This window comes from Ruegeria sp. CF8, from assembly GCF_056537285.1.
This window is the reverse complement of sequence record NZ_JBQFRG010000001.1, coordinates 750,066-766,924: the sequence shown is the minus strand read 5'-3', so window position 1 is coordinate 766,924 and position 16,859 is coordinate 750,066. Positions and strand designations below refer to the sequence as shown.

The 16,859-nt window shown below is 54.8% G+C and carries 14 protein-coding genes and 1 tRNA gene; 4 read left to right on the top strand and 11 right to left on the bottom strand.

The genetic code is table 11. From position 1 onward, the window contains the following. Nucleotides 1-42: 42 nt before the first annotated feature. Both ppk2 and ACR0EV_RS03735 read left to right on the top strand, forming a co-directional pair. Complete coding sequence (ppk2, locus tag ACR0EV_RS03740) at nucleotides 43-912, top strand: polyphosphate kinase 2 (RefSeq protein ID WP_480798849.1); 870 nt, start codon at nucleotides 43-45, stop codon at nucleotides 910-912. A gap of 104 nt (nucleotides 913-1,016) precedes the next feature. After that, nucleotides 1,017-1,631, top strand: coding sequence for a TetR/AcrR family transcriptional regulator (locus tag ACR0EV_RS03735; RefSeq protein WP_171089665.1), 615 nt, complete (start codon nucleotides 1,017-1,019; stop codon nucleotides 1,629-1,631). 6 nt (nucleotides 1,632-1,637) lie between these two features. On the opposite strand, the gene ACR0EV_RS03730 is transcribed toward ACR0EV_RS03735, so the two are convergent. The 11 genes from ACR0EV_RS03730 to pyrH form a co-directional block, all read right to left on the bottom strand. Continuing rightward, on the bottom strand, nucleotides 1,638-2,696 hold the full coding sequence (locus tag ACR0EV_RS03730; protein ID WP_480798848.1) for an adenylate/guanylate cyclase domain-containing protein: 1,059 nt from the start codon (nucleotides 2,694-2,696) through the stop codon (nucleotides 1,638-1,640). After that, on the bottom strand, nucleotides 2,693-3,061 hold the full coding sequence (locus tag ACR0EV_RS03725) for a group I truncated hemoglobin (RefSeq protein WP_480798847.1): 369 nt from the start codon (nucleotides 3,059-3,061) through the stop codon (nucleotides 2,693-2,695). Before ACR0EV_RS03725 ends, ACR0EV_RS03730 begins: the two co-directional genes overlap by 4 nt. A 307-nt stretch (nucleotides 3,062-3,368) precedes the next feature. Next, nucleotides 3,369-3,458 (bottom strand) — tRNA-Ser (locus ACR0EV_RS03720). Between the two features lie 146 nt (nucleotides 3,459-3,604). After that, nucleotides 3,605-6,040, bottom strand: a complete 2,436-nt coding sequence (locus ACR0EV_RS03715) for a DUF3772 domain-containing protein (RefSeq protein ID WP_480798846.1) — start codon at nucleotides 6,038-6,040, stop codon at nucleotides 3,605-3,607. Beyond that, a complete protein-coding gene (locus ACR0EV_RS03710; protein WP_480798845.1) occupies nucleotides 6,040-7,074 on the bottom strand; it encodes a cysteine synthase A in 1,035 nt (344 codons plus the stop codon). The genes ACR0EV_RS03715 and ACR0EV_RS03710 overlap by 1 nt, the downstream gene beginning before the upstream one ends. A gap of 68 nt (nucleotides 7,075-7,142) precedes the next feature. Beyond that, on the bottom strand, nucleotides 7,143-8,249 hold the full coding sequence (locus ACR0EV_RS03705) for an NUDIX domain-containing protein (protein WP_480799007.1): 1,107 nt from the start codon (nucleotides 8,247-8,249) through the stop codon (nucleotides 7,143-7,145). Between the two features lie 36 nt (nucleotides 8,250-8,285). Further along, nucleotides 8,286-8,726 (bottom strand): TrgA family protein, encoded by a 441-nt coding sequence (locus ACR0EV_RS03700; RefSeq protein ID WP_480798844.1) that lies wholly within the window; start codon nucleotides 8,724-8,726, stop codon nucleotides 8,286-8,288. 15 nt (nucleotides 8,727-8,741) lie between these two features. Further along, on the bottom strand, nucleotides 8,742-9,950 hold the full coding sequence (locus tag ACR0EV_RS03695; protein WP_480798843.1) for a class I SAM-dependent methyltransferase: 1,209 nt from the start codon (nucleotides 9,948-9,950) through the stop codon (nucleotides 8,742-8,744). Nucleotides 9,951-10,019: 69 nt separating this feature from the next. Then, a complete protein-coding gene (locus tag ACR0EV_RS03690; RefSeq protein ID WP_480798842.1) occupies nucleotides 10,020-11,444 on the bottom strand; it encodes a cryptochrome/photolyase family protein in 1,425 nt (474 codons plus the stop codon). Nucleotides 11,445-11,492: 48 nt separating this feature from the next. Beyond that, entirely contained in the window at nucleotides 11,493-12,719 is a 1,227-nt protein-coding gene (locus ACR0EV_RS03685; RefSeq protein ID WP_480798841.1) for an aminotransferase class V-fold PLP-dependent enzyme, read from the bottom strand. 250 nt (nucleotides 12,720-12,969) lie between these two features. Further along, a complete protein-coding gene (gene pyrH / locus ACR0EV_RS03680) occupies nucleotides 12,970-13,722 on the bottom strand; it encodes a UMP kinase (protein WP_480798840.1) in 753 nt (250 codons plus the stop codon). A gap of 97 nt (nucleotides 13,723-13,819) precedes the next feature. Between pyrH and miaA the strand changes: the two genes are divergently transcribed. Next, nucleotides 13,820-14,713, top strand: a complete 894-nt coding sequence (gene miaA, locus ACR0EV_RS03675) for a tRNA (adenosine(37)-N6)-dimethylallyltransferase MiaA (RefSeq protein ID WP_480798839.1) — start codon at nucleotides 13,820-13,822, stop codon at nucleotides 14,711-14,713. Between the two features lie 342 nt (nucleotides 14,714-15,055). After that, on the top strand, nucleotides 15,056-16,726 hold the full coding sequence (locus ACR0EV_RS03670; protein ID WP_480798838.1) for an ABC transporter substrate-binding protein: 1,671 nt from the start codon (nucleotides 15,056-15,058) through the stop codon (nucleotides 16,724-16,726). Nucleotides 16,727-16,859 lie beyond the last annotated feature (133 nt).

Genomic DNA, 16,859 nt, shown 5'->3' with positions numbered 1-16,859 from the left:
TCTAATTCATAGTAAGATATGGATTTTATCGCGAGGTGACATATGGCCCGGTCCGAAAAAGGTTCTATCGAAAGATATTATCAAAAAGACGCCCCCAAGGCGGTGCGGGAGGAGATCAAGAAATCGGGAAAAGGCGATATCCTAAACGCCACATACCCGTATCGCGAGAAGATGAAGACCAAAGACTATGATGCTCAGATGGAGCTTCTCCAGATCGAGTTGGTCAAGATGCAGTCTTGGGTGAAGGAAACAGGCCATCGGGTGGCGATCATCTTTGAAGGTCGTGATGCCGCCGGCAAAGGCGGTACCATCAAGCGGTTCCGCGAAAACCTGAACCCGCGCGGGGCACGCAACGTGGCGCTGGCCAAGCCTTCGGATGCGGAACGCAGCCAATGGTATTTTCAACGCTATATCGCCCACCTGCCCGCCGCTGGTGAAATCGTTTTCTTTGACCGGAGTTGGTACAACCGGGGTGTTGTCGAAAATGTTTTCGGCTTTTGTACGCAAGAAGAGCGGGAGAGGTTTTTCCGTCAGGTCCTGCCGCTGGAAATGGGTTTGGTCAATGACGGGATCCACCTCTTTAAATTCTGGCTCAATGTCGGGCGTGCTGAGCAGCTGAACCGCTTTTTGGCGCGCGAGACGGATCCGCTCAAACAGTGGAAGTTAAGCCCCATCGATGTGGCGGGTCTGAATAAATGGGATGAGTACACGGAATCGATCTCGGAAACACTGACCAGATCGCACACCGACGCCTGCCCCTGGACGATCGTGCGATCAGACGACAAGAAACGGGCGCGCCTTGCAGCGATCCGTACAGTCCTGCACGCGTTGGACTATGATGAGAAAGACAAAAAGAGCATCGGCAAGATTGATCCGAAGATTTGCGGTGGCCCGGATGTCTGGGATGCGTAACCCGGCACTCCACCGAAGTGTTTTGTCGAACAGGGTTGGACGGCTCTGCGTGTTTGCTCTATCTCGTTGTTTTCAAACACTGCATCAAGACAGCTGAGGCCGGAATGACGAAACGCGGGTATCACCACGGGAACCTGAAACAGGCTTTGGTCGAAGCCGCGTTGTCCCTGATCGAAGAAAAAGGGCCAACTGGTTTCACCCTGTCCGAAGCCGCAAAAACTGCCGGAGTGACACCCGCCGCCGTCTATCGCCATTTTCAAGGGCGCGAGGATCTGATTGCCGAGGCCGCGCGGCAAGGGTTCGAGATGTTCGCAGATCTGATGCAATATGCCTATGACAAGGGGCAGCCATCAGCGTTGGCAGCGTTCGAGGCGACAGGACGGGCCTATTTGGCCTTTGCCCGCAAGAACCCGGGCCACTATATCGCGATGTTCGAAAGTGGGATCTCTCTGAACCGCACGACCGAGCTTTCCTTAGCCGCCAACCGCGCCAAGTCGGTTCTTGAAAAAGCGGCGGCGGACCTGTCCCAACACATTCCGCCAGAAAAGCGCCCGCCTGCATCGATGTTCAGTGCCCATATCTGGGCGATGAGCCATGGTGTTGTTGAGCTTTTTGCCCGCAACACCGGCGCAACCTCACCTTTTCCGCCAGAGGATTTGCTGGAAAGTGGGATTGGCATTTACCTACGCGGCCTGGGCCTTATTCCACAAGACGACTGAAACGGGTCAGAGCAACCGACTGCCCTGTGGCATACTCAGACCCGACGTCACATTGATCAGGTCCATCTCGCCCATTCCCTTGATGTCGACGGTTCCAAGGTCCGAGACCTGAAACTCGTCAATCAGGGCAAATTTCATTTCTTCCGGGGCCACAATGTTCATCGGGTTGGCAAACACCTGTAATCGGGCGGCAATGTTCACAGCCGGGCCGAAAACGTCGTAGACATATTTTTGAATACCAACGACCGATCCAACTGCAGCACCCATCCCCAAGCCGATCCTAGCCTGCCATTTGTGCGGATGGCTTTCGTTCCTGCGTTCCAAATATCGAAGGAATCGCACCGCACAATGCGCAACAGCCGTGGCGTGATCAGGGGTTGGGTCAGGCATGCCGGACACCGCCAGATATGCGTCACCTATTGTTTTGATACGCTCGCATCCAAATTGTTCCACAATACGGTCAAACGCCGTGAAGATATCGTTCAGTTCACTCAGGGTTACGGTTGGGTCGGTTTTGGCAGCAAAATCCGTGAACCCGACAAAATCCAACATCACCACCGAAACCTGCTGATACAGCTGAGGTGTGACGACGCCAAATGTCTTGAATTCTTCATAGACGGCCCGTGGCATCAGGTTCAGCAACAGGCGTTCAACCCTTTCTTTTTCGCGCTCAAGTTCTCGGGTATTACGCTCGACCATAGTGGAATAGCTGTCGATCATGCTTTCCAATTCACGAATACGCGTGATGTTCTGGCATTCCACAATCAGCACCTGCTCCGACAGCCCATTGGCCAACGACACTGTCACAGCAAAAATAAGTGTCCGGCGTTTGGGTTTGATCTGAAGCTCGACCGAGTACCTCAGGCCGGACTGTTTGACATCCTCCAGTTCTTTCGGGTCGAGATCCGGTAGAATATCGCCAAGCGTATTCCCTTCTTCCGGGGTACCGAACCATTCCGCGAAAGGCCCGTTGTGAAACACAAATTCCAGATCCGAGGCACGCACCACGGCGACACCAACACCAATGGCGCGCAACAGTTGCTCATTGATTGCCAGTATGCTCATGCCGCGGTCCGGACGACTATGATGGACCTCTTGCCCTCAATTGCGGCCAGCGCGGTTTTAATATCCCCATCCGACATACCATGGGCGCTCAGCGCATCGCCGAACAGTTCCGCCATGACGTCAAACTCATCGTGCGAGATATTCAGATGCCGGTGAACCGCTTCAATTCTGTCGTCATTGAATGATGCAGGGCCTCCGATTAACGAGGACACAAACTTCGTCTGATGATCAATCAGTCGAGGCATATCAATGTCTTCGAAATAGTGGCCGATATCGTCAGATTCCAACGCCATCTCGTAGAAGGTCATCACGACGCGGCTGATTGTTTTGAAGCCGCCATACTTTTCATAAAGTGTCTGTGTCACACGAATACCCGCGCGTTACTGATCAATAACACCACAACTCTATATCAAATTGATATTTTTGTTAACGTTTATGATCTGCCTCATCCGACCGACGGAGAACTTTCGGGGAAAGCAAACCAGAACACCACAGGTTCTGGCGCTTGAACAACTTCAAACGATCAATGCAGCAAATTTAGCAAACGCAAGCGCCCGGATTTAATGACCGCTCCCATCTATTCGTTCGTCACGAAGCTTTCGAAGTTTGCCAACTGTAAATCGACTCGACCAGCATCAAGTGGCCCTACTGCCGTTAATTTTGGTAAGGGTGTGGCGGAGAGACAGGGATTCGAACCCTGGAGACGGTTTCCCGCCTACACACTTTCCAGGCGTGCGCCTTCGACCACTCGGCCACCTCTCCGTGCCGGCGATATGTGAACCAATGTCGTTAGATTTGCAAGGCCCCAATGCGGCGAAAAATCGGGAATGCCCCAAATAAGTTGCCCTGCCCCCGTGCGGCTCTCACCGGGCCATTTCAGACCGTATCAAGGACGTTGGATAACGCCCTTAAACCTCGTCACCACCGTCGGGATCCAAATCAGCCTCTGTCAGGTCAGCGGGCTTTTGTGATGGGGCCTCGGGTTTGCTTTCCATGGGTTGGACGGGGCCCTTCTGATCTTTGACATCCGACTGCAAAGCTTCGGGATTGCGCAACCAGATGTCGCGCTGAGCAAACGGAATCTCGATTCCAGCGTCCGAGAATCTGCGGTTGATCTCGTGGTTCATGTCGGACTTCACCGACAGCACCCAGTTCACATCACGCAAGATTGCGCGGATCTCGAAATCCAGGGAATCCGCGCCAAAGCCCTGAAACACAACACTGGGCGCCGGGTTTGCCAAAACCATCGGATGATTATTGGCGATCTCACCCAGAATGGTTTCAACCTGCCGCGTATCGGTGCCATAGGCGACACCAACAGGCACAATGACACGCCCAATTGTGTTGCCTCGGGTATAATTGGTCACCACGCCGCTGATCAGATCCGAGTTTGGAACGATCACATCCGTCCGGTCGAAGGTTTCGATCGTCGTCGACCGCACCGAAATGTCACGGACATAGCCCATCATTCCGTTCACATCGATCCAGTCGCCTTTCGAAATCGGACGCTCGACCAAAAGGATAATGCCCGAGACAAAGTTCGACACGATGGTTTGCAGCCCAAAACCGATCCCAACAGACAAGGCGCCTGCGACGATGGCCAACGAAGACAGATCAAATCCGGCCACCATAATCGCTATCAACGCAGCAATCGTGATCCCGACATAGCCGGACCCGGCCACGATTGCGTTCTGACCACCAGGATCGATTTTGGTTTTCGGCAAAAGCGAATTGCGAAGGCCGCTCTGCAACAGGCGCGTTATTGTGTACCCAATGGCAAAAACGGCAACGAATGTCAGGAAATTGGTGGGCGAAATCGTGACACCACCGATGTTGAAACCCTGCAGTATCTGGGTCCATACCTCTAACAAGTCTGTCTCACGCGCGCCCCAATAGATGGCCAAAATCGGCAAGGCCAAAATCGCAAGAACGAAACCCAGCAGGACCGAAAACAAAGAATCCCGAGCAGCATCACCCTGCCCGGTAACCCAACCATAAACCCCGGACAGAAACCTTTGAATGATGACCAAAGCTGCGATCAGGATCAGGGTCTTTACCGCTGGGAAAACGATAGCTTCGGCCGCGTTCGTATAGCCAAATAAGGCCAGAACGGGCGTTGCGATACCCAGTAGAAACAAACCGCGACGCAACAATTCAACCAACTGGCTAAAGCCCGCACCCCGTGTGGTTGCGTTCGGGTCTGGCTCATCCTGTTGAATTTCGTTCAGCCGGATATGACGCACACGCAACAGCAGCAACGCTGTGACTACGACAACCGGGAAACTAACCACTGCGCGGGTCGCGTCCGAAATGTTTTCGATCTGCTCAAACAGGATCGCCATCTCGTTCAGGATCAACATGATCGCCAATAGATCAAGATAGAGGCGCAACTCTCTGATTTTGTTGGCAGAAAGACGTTTAAAACCCTGCGCGGCTCCCATCAGATAAATCTGACGTCCGATCCAGTCATAGAAAAAGATGAGCGCCGCCCAATAAGGCACGTTTTCCAGCAAAAAAGTCCCGCGCAGGCCCAACACACCGGTCATGGTGATTGCCTCAACGATCGCCCAAACCCCGAGCCAGGGCAGAATTATGCGAAACAGCGAAACAACAAAGGTCCATACGCCCGTTCCGGAACCGCCAAGTGTGCGAAGGAATTCACCCGCCTTTTCGGACCAGGATCGGCCAAACGTAAGCAAGATCACGGATGCGGCAACCAACAGAGCGATACCCAAGCCCCGTTCACGGATTCTTTCTCGCACGACATCTGTGCTCAGATTTTTAATTGTCTCATTATAAAGAGATCGCGCCGCTTCTGTCAGATCCACCCAAGCCGGACGCCAATAGATCGGATTGACAGGCGAAGGACCGCGCTCCAGAAGTTCTTTCTTTTGCCGGTCTCGAATGATCCGATCAATTTCACTGATCAGTCCGTTGGCACGGCTATATGCCTCCTCAGAAATGATCCGCGGCACGCGCAAGCTGTTTAGCTGTTTTTCCAGATGCGCCCGCAACATTGCAATGTCTTCTGGCTCAGTCGCGTCCCCTTCGGGCTTGGGGCCTAAGGCTTTGATCTGACCTTCCAGAGTTTGAATGCGATCCGTATTCGCATTGCGTGCCCTATTGAAGTCCTCTCGGTAAGTGCTTATTTCTGATCGAAGATTTTCCAAAGCTGCGTTCGAGGCACGGTTCGCCTCGATCACATCTTCTGCACGGTCCGCCGTTTTCAGCCATCCCTGATAATACTCGCTTTGTCGGTTGCTCAGTTGCGCATCCGCGCTGCCGGCGAACCCAACAAGGCACAGAAAGATCAGGGTAAGAAACAGGCGGACCTGCGCCAGCATCATACGTCCTCGAACACGCCCGGAATGCTTCGGGGGGCCTCGGTCATCCAATCCGGTACCGGCAGTTCCTTCTCGCGCAGGAATTCAGGGTTGAACAGTTTGGACTGATAGCGGGTGCCGTAGTCACACAGGATGGTAACGATGGTGTGACCCGGCCCAAGATCCTTCGCCAAACGCACTGCTCCGGCCATGTTGATCGCGGTCGAACCGCCCATCACCAGACCTTCCTCGCGCAGCAAATCGAAGATATAAGGCAGCGCTTCGTTATCGGTCATCTGATACGAGTAGTCCGGTTGAAACCCTTCAAGGTTCTTGGTGATGCGGACCTGACCGATGCCTTCGGCAATCGAGCTGCCTTCCATCGCGATTTCACCAGTGGTGTAGTATGAATAAAGACCTGCCCCCATCGGGTCGACCAAGCCGATTTTAACACCCTTGGGCTGCAACGCGTCGGCCACGCCGGCCAGAGTTCCGCCAGAGCCTACGGCGCAGACAAACCCATCGACCTTACAGTCTGTTTGCTCCCAGATTTCAGGGCCGGTTGTTTCCACATGCGCCTGACGGTTGGCAACATTGTCGAACTGGTTTGCCCAAATCGCGCCATTGGGTTCGGTCTTTGCCAGTTGCTCGGCCAGACGACGCGAATAATGCACGAAGTTGTTGGGGTTGCGATAGGGCGCGGCCGGAACCTGAACCAATTGCGCACCCGCCAAGCGCAACATGTCTTTCTTCTCTTCCGACTGGGTTTCCGGAATCACGATCACCGTCTTGAAACCCATGGATGCGCCCACCAGAGCCAGACCAATGCCGGTGTTGCCGGCCGTTCCCTCGACAATAGTGCCGCCGGGCTTCAACTCACCTCGGGCCACCGCATCACGGATGATATACAGCGCCGCACGGTCCTTGACGGACTGGCCGGGATTCATGAACTCGGCCTTCCCGAGGATCTCACAACCGGTTTCTTCACTGATGCGCTTCAACCGGATCAGTGGTGTTTTCCCGACTGCGTCGGCAAGGTCTCGTGCAATGCGCATGGCGCCCTCTTGTCGTTTGGTATCAGAGAAGATTTACAGCCGCGCCGCCGCGACCACAAGCGTGATAGTCATGCCCGCAGCCTGTCCCGGTGGCGCGCCAGCCAATAGGCCAGAGCCACAAGTTGTACGTCTTTGAAAACATGACGGTCCGTCATCTCTATGAACGTATCAAACGGCAGGATCTGACTGCGAATATCTTCGCCTTCGGTATCAAGACCGCCTGTTGTGGTGGTATGGGTCAAATCACCCAAACCGACATACAGATACATGAACCCGGTTGATGACCCGCTCGAAGAATACGCCCCACCTGCGTATTCAAGCCGGTCGAACGTTACTCCGGCTTCCTCCATCGCTTCACGATGGGCTGCTTGTTCCGGCTCTTCGCCAGGGTCTATCATCCCGGCCACGGCCTCCCACAGCCAAGGTTCAGGGTCGTTGATCAAAAACGCTGGTGGTCTGAATTGTTCGACAACAAGTACAGCGTCGCGCACGGGATCGTATGGCAGAACAGACACCGCACTGCCTTGCATCAGGCTGCCCCTGTGCAACACGGGCCCCATGGTTCCATCATGCTGGCGGTGCTGAAGGTCCACTTCCTCCATACCGAAATAGTTCACATACGCGCGATGGTGGCGATGCACGATGACATCCTTGCTTGTATCCCTCGGGTCGCCCGTGCGCCGTTTGCCAGCAAGAACCTTGGCCCATGCCCGGGTTTGGATAGCACGAATACTTCCAGCCATATCCTGAGGCTCTACCCGTCCGAAATATGCCATCTCTTCTTCCGCAGCCAGCGCCGTGATCTCACCCAATCGCTCCGCCCACCCGTGCAAAGACCAAGGCCCGTCCGGCTTCCAACTGCACGGCGCTGGGAAGAAGACCCTTGCTTCCTTCTTGGTCCCGTCTTGCAGAATTACCGTTACAGGTGTCAGGTCGTAATCAAACGCGCCTTCGTAAAAAGCCAAACGATCCAGGTCTTCGGACGACAGATCGCGAACAAAAACGCCCTGGGCACTGTTGCCCTGTGACGTCTGGATCATGGGAAAATCCTGCCCGTGAACAGCCCAAACGGCATGATCGGGTAAAACCGCCGGTTGAACTGAAATCTCGTGTAAAGCACGGCCCAGGACACGTTCAAGAAGCGGCAAATGCCGCAACGTTCCATAGAAAAACAAATCAGACAATCTCAAACTCTCAGACAATGGACTGCATTAACGCCATTGGCGGTGGGCCTGTTCGGTGGCCAAACCGGCAACAACCGCCCCGATAGCAAATGCAATCAGAATTTCAGGCGTGATCAGCAGCTTGCCGTAGTCGATCCCGATCTTGAAAATAGCCAGGATCGCTTCAAACGGACCGCCATAGCGGTTGCGCATAGCAAGGCGGAACATTTCGTAACAGCCCTGCACGAACAAGGCCCAGAAAACCAGCGACGCGACCCCCGTCAGGCCATTGTTGATACCCGCAGTCCAACCTCGCCCGGCGCGCTTACCCATGATTGTCCAGCCACAAGCCGCGCCAAGCGCCATGTTCACATAGGTAAAGTACCCATAGTCCTTACCCTCTTCACCATTATCGATGATCATCCCCGAGACAATGAAAGCCAGCACGACAAGGCAAAGAGCGGCGACAAGACGCGAGGCTGTGGGCATGTGACAGTCCGTTCATTAACTTTGTTTTGCTATGGTGATCTGTGTCACATCACAATTGCTTGTGTCAAAGGCCGCGCCACATGCGGTCAAATAATAATTCCACATGCGGCGAAAACGCTCATCAAAGCCCATGTCAGCAATTTGGTCCCACTTATCGTTGAACGTCTCGTACCAACGGCGCAGCGTCAGGTCATAGCTTTTACCGAATTCTTTGGATTTCACCACGCTCAACCCAGCCTGGTCGATCTGTTGCCGCAAAATCGAAGGCGACGGAAGCATTCCACCCGGAAAGATGTATTTTTGAATGAAATCAACGCCATTCTTGTAGTAGTCCCAGCGATGATCACCCACTGTGATAATCTGCAAAGTCGCTTGCGCACCCGGTTTCAGTCGCTCTCGTACTGTTTCGAAGTATACTGGCCAGTACTTCTGGCCGACAGCCTCGAACATCTCGATTGACGCGATGCCGTCATACAAACCCTGTTCGTCGCGATAGTCCTGTAATTTGAACTCAACAAGATCTGATAACCCTGCTTTTTCAATACGTTCCTTGGCATACTTGAACTGCTCTTGACTGATCGTCAAACATGTTACGCGCAGGCCACGTTCCTTGGCGGCGTATTCCGCAAATCCACCCCAACCGCAGCCGATTTCCAGTATGTGATCGCCCGGCTTCGCGCCCATCTCATCCACAAGGCTGGCATATTTCGCGGTTTGTGCTTTTTCCAAGCTTTCCTGACCTGTTTCAAAGATCGCACTGGAATAGGTCATCGTTTCGTCCAGCCACAGGCCGTAGAAGTCATTGCCCAGATCGTAGTGGTACGAGATGTTTTTCTTTGCCTGCGCCCGGTTGTTGCGGTGCAGCCAAAATCTCAGCCGTTCATAGGCTTGTACCAGGAATTTCCCCGTAAACCCGTCATATACGGTTTCAGAGCCCAAATGCACGACATCCATGAAGGATCGCAGGTCGGGCGTGCTCCAATGACCATCAAGATAGGCGTCAGAAAAGCCCAGCTCACCTTCGCGGATCAAACGCGCAAAAACGTCATCGTCATGTACATCGACCTGAGCAACCGGCCCCGGCTTGGTGCCTTCGGCGCGAAATGTTCGACCATCTGGCAACGTGATATCCAGACGCCCCTGTTCCATATTGGTCAGCATCTTGAAGACTTGCGCGAAATATCTGGGCAGATCCTTCTGCCCGTCGGTTGTCGTCAGGATCATCCGCTCTCCCCTCTGCGGTATTGATGTAAGGCTAGGCCGCGATTCTGTTTCTGGCAAGTTTTCAATTCCTTAGTGGGATTTTCGGCTTTCATATGCGCTCAGCGCACGGGTTCGTCCCTCGGTCAAAGCAACAATCGGTGTGGGATAATCTGCGCCTGGGCGCAGATCCCAAGACAGCGGAACAGCGTCAAAATACGAAAGGGCCGTTTCGCTCGGGCTTTTTTCGCCCTCAGCGATCCAGCGCTTCAGATAAGTTCCATCTGGGTCGAATTTCTCGGCCTGCGTCTGCGGGTTGAAAATACGAAAGAACGGTGCCGCGTCAGGGCCCGAGCCCGCTACCCACTGCCATCCCATTGCGTTGCAGGCCGGGTCCCAATCGATCAGGCAGTCATCGAACCACTGCATCCCGATTTTCCAGTGTGTCATCAAGTGCTTGGTCAGGTAACTGGCTACAATCATCCGGGTTCGGTTGTGCATTCGGCCCGTGACATACATTTGCCGCAAGCCTGCATCGACCACGGGGACACCGGTTCTTGCCTGCGTCCAGGCAACAAATTCGGGGTGGTCCGGATCCGTGTTCCACGGAAAACTGTCCCATTCCGGCTTCCAGTTGCCCGTGACCAACTGTGGCGTGTGATACATCAGGTGATAGGCAAACTCGCGCCAAACAAGCTGGCGCAGGAAGGCATCAGTGCCTGATACGCCCATCAATGCGGCCTGCTGAACCCGATGCCAGACTGTACGCGGGCCTATCTCGCCTAACGAGAGATACTCCGACAGATTGGATGTTCCGTCCATATCCAGACGATCGCGGTGTTTCGAATACTGCGCTACACGGTCCAAAAACACATTTAGATGTTCGTGGGCAGCTTGCTCGCCGGGGTGCACATAGGGGCGTACGATCGACGCGCCTCTGTTCATGGCACGATCCAACTGCCATATGTGCAGTTCTTCAGTTGATGGCCATTTTGCAGGAACAAGCAATCCCGTCACAGAGGCGTCAGGCGCAGGTACATCCCGCCCTTGAACGGCGCGCCACATGGGCGTGTAAACGCGAAACGGCTGGCCGGTTTTGGTCGCTACAGTCCAGGGTTCAAACAGCAAATGCCCGGCAAAAGACTTTGCCGTGACACCTTGTTCCGTCAAAACCGACTTGATCTTCTTGTCCCGCGCGATCGACGCAGGATCATAGGATCGAGACCAATAAACGGCGCCAGCGCCCGTCTCTTCGATCAGTGCTTGCAACTGGGCCAGCGCGTCGCCGCGCCGCAGGATCAATCGGCTGCCGAGACCGTCTAGGGATTTGGAGAACGCCTCCAACCCCAACCCCAATCGCCACTTTGGCGCAGCTCCCAAGTATTCGACAAGGTCATCGTGAATAAAGACCGGAACAACCGGGCGACCGCTTTCAGCCGCTGCGGCTAAGGCTGGATGGTCCGACAGGCGCAAATCCCGTCGGAACCACATAATAATCGGAGTGTGCGCGTCTTTCATGTCCGCCCTGAGCTTTTCTTCGTATTACGAAGGCTCAGGGAAAGTGGATCACAAAACGCGTTCAAGTGCATCTAAAAGCTGATCAATTTCCTGTTGCGAGGTGTAATGCGTGAAGCTCACCCGCAACACACCCTGCTCTGGCTCGACCCCCATAGCCTGCAACGCACGTACGGCATAAAAATCGCCACCGCTCGCCATGACACCGTATTGGGAGAGTTCCTCGGCAACCGGGCCCGCAGGTCGGTTCAGGGACAACGCAACTGTCGGTGCGCGCCGGGTCGCATCGGATGTTCCGATCAGGCGGACTGCGTTGCGATCCTTGACCGCATTCAACACTGGTTGCAGCAAAGACACTTCGCGCATGCGCATCAGATTATGCACGAATTCGCCTTGCGCGGCCGCGCCACTGTCTGGCCCACCATGATGTGCATTTAACTGTTCAACATAATCCGCCATGCCTGCACTGGCCGCGATCTGCGCATGATCCGGACCTGCCGGGGTAAAGCGCTTATACAGAACATCACCGTTGAAATAATGCGCCTGATTGGGCAGCAACTCTCCTAAAGTGCGGCGGATGACCATACAGCCCTGATGCGGACCATAGGTTTTGTAGGCGGAAAACAAATAGATATCCGGCCCCAGATCACCAACATTCGGGAAACCATGCGGGGCGTAAGATACGCCGTCCACACATACAAATGCACCGGCGGCATGCGCAATGGCGGTGATTTCCGTCACTGGATTGATCTCTCCCACAACGTTTGAACAATGCGGGAAACAAACCAAACGTACCTTTTCGTCCAGCATGTTCTCTAAGTCCTGAGGGTTCAGCGAGCCGGTTTCAGGATCAATCTGCCATTCTCTTATCTCGATCCCTGCCTCGGCCAAACGCCGCCAAGGACCAGAGTTAGCCTCGTGATCCTGATTTGTTACGACAATAGCTTCGCCTGGCTTCATCCATTGCCGGAACGCCTGCGCCAGAACATAGGTGTTTTGCGTTGTCGAAGGTCCAAAGCTCAGCTCGTCCGTGTCGACGCCCAGAATTGCAGCCATGCGGACGCGGGCCTCGTCCATTTCCGCACCACCCAAACGGCTTGCCTCGTAAGGCGCATAGGGTTGGACTTTGCGCTGGGTGTAAAACCGCGTCAGCCTGTCGATCACCGGTTTACACGTGTATGACCCACCTGCGTTTTCAAAGAACGCCTGCCCTTGCAAGCTGGGTTCGGAAAAAGCCGGGAACTGCGCCCGCACGAAATCAATGTCCAGAGAGCTCATGCCTCATTGCTCCTTTTTATTTTGCATTTTGATCAATGAGATACCCGCACATGTTTCCGGGCGTCTCAGAAATCACGGCAGGTCTTCCAGCCCAGCCTGTAGTCGCAGGTCAAAGTGGCGAACTACGGGGCAGCTCTTTCGTAAAAAGAGCACGGACACTTAGACAGTCGCGTCCATGACCGTCAAGGCGCAGCACAAAAGAAAACCCCGGCACAGCCCCGGGGCTTTTGTACGCGGTTCAGCGTCCGTTTTAACCCTGAACTTTGGTGTACGTCCCCTCGCCCGCCAGAATTCCGCGGAACCCGCCGGGTTCATCAAGGCCAAAGACGATCAGCGGCAGATTGTTGTCGCGCGCCAGCGCGATGGCCGAGGCATCCATAACGCGCAGCCGCTTGGCCAGAACATCATCATAGGTCACGGTGTCATACCGCACGGCGTCGGCATGTTGTTTGGGGTCTTTGTCATAAACCCCATCAACACCGTTCTTACCCATAAAGATGGCCTCGCACGCCATTTCATTGGCGCGCAGTGTGGCTGCAGTGTCCGTAGTGAAATACGGGTTGCCAGTACCGGCAGCGAAAATGCAAACCCGCTTTTTCTCTAGGTGCCGCACCGCGCGGCGGCGAATATAGGGTTCACACACTTCATCCATACGAATGGCCGAGATCACACGCGTGAACACCCCGATCTCTTCCAGTGCCGACTGCATTCCCAGTGCGTTCATCACCGTCGCCAACATACCCATATAGTCAGCCGTGGTCCGCTCCATTCCTTGCGCCGACCCGCTCAGACCCCGGAAGATGTTGCCGCCGCCAATGACCATGCAGATCTCAACGCCCAGATCGTGAACCGACTTCACCTCTTGTGCAATGCGCTGAACGGTTGGCGGGTGCAGACCGAATCCCTGATCTCCCATCAACGCCTCGCCCGAGATTTTCAGCATCACCCTGTTATACTTTGTTTTCGGGGTTTCAGCGGTTTCTAACGAAGGGGAAAGGCTCATGTTGCGCTCCGGGCTGGCACGGGTTTAATTTCCGGCGCAAAATGAAGCAAAAGCTCCGCAGGTTCAATGCGGTTGGTGAGGATTGAGGCAACCGCACATGACCCAGCAATCAACAGCGCAGTATTTTCAACACCTGCCGCCTATTCCCGATGACAAACCGGTTCTGATTGCGGGTCCAACTGCATCCGGAAAATCCGCTCTGGCGCTTGAGATTGCCGAACGGTTTGGCGGTGTGATCGTCAACGCGGATGCAAGCCAGGTGTATGACTGCTGGCGGGTTGTCTCGGCGCGCCCATCCGAAGAGGAAGAAGCCCGCGCCCCGCATCGCCTGTATGGTCACATTGCATACGATCAGGACTATTCAACCGGACATTGGCTGCGAGAAGTAACGCCATTGTTGAACGGTGCGCAGCGTCCGATCATTGTGGGCGGCACCGGTTTGTATTTCACCGCGCTGACCGAAGGCATGGCGCAAATCCCTGCCACCCCAGCAGAGATACGGGCTGAGGCGGACCAGATCTCACTGCCAGAATTGATTTCCGGGGTCGACGATGAAACGCTGGCCGGTCTGGATATTCAAAACAGGGCGCGTGTGCAGCGCGCCTGGGAAGTGCAACGTGCTACCGGACGCAGCCTGCTGTCCTGGCAGTCCGACACTCCGCCGCCGGTTTTGAGGCTAAGCGATACAGTGCCGATTGTGTTAGATGTTGATAAGACTTGGCTTTTGGCGCGAATTGAACGCCGATTTGATCAGATGCTGGAGCAAGGTGCCATTGAAGAAGTGCACGCGATGCAGGACCGGTTTGACCCCAACCTGCCAGCCTGCAAAGCAATCGGAGTACCAGAGCTCAGGGCTTATCTGAACGGCTCGATGACACTCGACCAAGCCCGCGATCGCGCAACAATTGCGACACGGCAATTCGCTAAACGACAACGCACTTGGTTTCGGGCTCGTATGAAAGCATGGAATCACATTGACCCCTCAAAATGATACTAAACTTGGCGCCTTGCTAACCTCGATCCATCGACCCCACATAAGAATCTGTTTTTAAACATTTTTTCACCAGACCCTTTGCTGTTCATAGAAGTGGCACTGCATAAACCCAAAGCTCGCTGCAGTTGCGAAGCAACGTGTTCAACTTGGCGAGAATGTCGTTTTTGTACTCCCAATGACGAATTCGAACATTGACCTAGCCTGAATTCTGGTGCCGAATACCGTCATGGGGATGCACAGAGACCTACAATCAGAACCCTTTAATCTGGCGACAGGTAACAACCAAGTCGCGTAGAAGCATAATCAATCAACAAAATCTAATGTCACAGGGAGACATCTATGACGAATGACGTAACCACCAATGACAAGGTGCACTGGGCGGCCGAGATGCACGCACAGGAATACCGTGATGGCAAGCTCAGCCGTCGTGAGTTCCTGACCCGTGCCACTGGTCTGGGCGTTACCGCAGCCGCTGCCTACGGGATGATCGGTCTTGCCGCTCCTGTTCACGCTGAAGGCGAAGATGCCAAGAAAGAAGGCGGCACCCTGCGCGTGCAGATGGAAGTTCGTGCGCTGAAAGAGCCGCGTACATACGACTGGTCGCAGATCGCAAACGTGTCGCGCGGGACAATCGAAAACCTGGTCGAGTACAACTCGGACGGTACATTCCGCGGCATGTTGCTGGAAGGCTGGGAAGTCAACGAGGACGCAACGGTTTACACACTGAAAGTGCGCCCGGGTATCAAGTGGAACAATGGCGACGACTTTACTGCGGACGACGTGGCCCGCAACGTCGCCGGCTGGTGCGACAAGAGTTCGGAAACAAACTCGATGGCAGGACGCTTTGCGACGTTGGTTGACGAGTCGACCGGCCAAGCCATCGAAGGCGCCATCGAAGTTGTCGATCCGCTGACTGTGAAGTTGAACCTGCCAAGATCCGACATTTCTTTGATTGCCGGTATGGCTGACTATCCTGCAGCGATCATTCACAGCTCGTTCAGCGAAACCGATCTGCTGAACAATGTCGGCACCGGCCCGTACCTGATGGAGTCTTTGGAAGTCGGTGTGAAGGCTGTATTGGTTCGCAACGAAAACCACACCTGGTGGGGCGAAGAAGTGTTTGGTCGCCCGGCGCTGGATCGCATCGAATATATTGACTACGGCACCGATCCGTCAGCGTGGCTGGCAGCTCTGGAATCAGATGAAGTCGACATGCTGTATGAATCGGTTGGCGAATTCATCGATGTCATGGATGGGCTTGGTTACGTGAAGTCCGAAGTTGTGACCATGAACACCATTGTGATCCGCCCGAACCAGTTGGCGGAAGTTGACGGCAAACAGCCCTACGCTGACAAACGTGTGCGTAAAGCACTGCAAATGGCAGTCGACAATTCGGTTTGCCTGGAACTGGGCTTTGGTGGTCGCGGCTCGCCTGCTGAAAACCACCATGTTGGTCCGATCCACCCGGATTACTTTGAACTGCCGCCGCAGAAAGTGGATCCGGAAGGTGCACGCAAGCTCATGGAAGAGGCCGGTATGGCCGATTTCGAGCACGAGTTGATCTCGATCGACGACGACTGGCGCCGGAACACGACAGACGCCGTAGCGGCGCAGCTGCGTGATGCGGGCATCAACGTCAAGCGGACCGTTCTGCCGGGTAACACCTTCTGGAACGACTGGGCAAAATACCCGTACAGCTCGACCAACTGGAACCACCGTCCGCTGGGCGTGCAGATCTGGGCACTGGCCTATCGTTCAGGCGAAGCGTGGAACGAATTTGGCTGGGCTAATGAAGAGTTCGACTCGATCCTGACAGAGGCTCTGGCCATTGCCGACGCGGACAAGCGTCGTGAGGTGGTCGCCAAGGGTGAAGCTCTGATCCAGGAAGAAGGTGTGACGATCCAGCCATATTGGCGCTCGCTTTACCGTCACATGAAAGACGGCCTGGTGGGTACGGACATGCACGTGTCGTTCGAACACCATCACTACAAGTGGGGTTGGGCCGCTTAACGCCAGCCTGCTTCTCACAAGGGGCGCCTGACCGGCGCCCCTTTCCAGCCGCAGACGTGCCGACACGGGGTCGGATGTCCGAGGCCAGAAAATGGTCCACTGATCTGCGGAACACCCGAACAACAGGGGCCAA

What these genes read in the sequence shown, in the direction of transcription:
- miaA (WP_480798839.1), top strand. Translation starts at nt 13,820, where the DNA reads ATGACCCAGCAATCAACAGCGCAGTATTTTCAACACCTGCCGCCTATT.
- ACR0EV_RS03715 (WP_480798846.1), bottom strand. Translation starts at nt 6,040, where the DNA reads ATGCTGGCGCAGGTCCGCCTGTTTCTTACCCTGATCTTTCTGTGCCTT.
- ACR0EV_RS03730 (WP_480798848.1), bottom strand. Translation starts at nt 2,696, where the DNA reads ATGAGCATACTGGCAATCAATGAGCAACTGTTGCGCGCCATTGGTGTT.
- ACR0EV_RS03735 (WP_171089665.1), top strand. Translation starts at nt 1,017, where the DNA reads ATGACGAAACGCGGGTATCACCACGGGAACCTGAAACAGGCTTTGGTC.
- ACR0EV_RS03670 (WP_480798838.1), top strand. Translation starts at nt 15,056, where the DNA reads ATGACGAATGACGTAACCACCAATGACAAGGTGCACTGGGCGGCCGAG.
- pyrH (WP_480798840.1), bottom strand. Translation starts at nt 13,722, where the DNA reads ATGAGCCTTTCCCCTTCGTTAGAAACCGCTGAAACCCCGAAAACAAAG.
- ACR0EV_RS03710 (WP_480798845.1), bottom strand. Translation starts at nt 7,074, where the DNA reads ATGCGCATTGCACGAGACCTTGCCGACGCAGTCGGGAAAACACCACTG.
- ACR0EV_RS03690 (WP_480798842.1), bottom strand. Translation starts at nt 11,444, where the DNA reads ATGAAAGACGCGCACACTCCGATTATTATGTGGTTCCGACGGGATTTG.
- ACR0EV_RS03695 (WP_480798843.1), bottom strand. Translation starts at nt 9,950, where the DNA reads ATGATCCTGACGACAACCGACGGGCAGAAGGATCTGCCCAGATATTTC.
- ACR0EV_RS03685 (WP_480798841.1), bottom strand. Translation starts at nt 12,719, where the DNA reads ATGAGCTCTCTGGACATTGATTTCGTGCGGGCGCAGTTCCCGGCTTTT.
- ppk2 (WP_480798849.1), top strand. Translation starts at nt 43, where the DNA reads ATGGCCCGGTCCGAAAAAGGTTCTATCGAAAGATATTATCAAAAAGAC.
- ACR0EV_RS03700 (WP_480798844.1), bottom strand. Translation starts at nt 8,726, where the DNA reads ATGCCCACAGCCTCGCGTCTTGTCGCCGCTCTTTGCCTTGTCGTGCTG.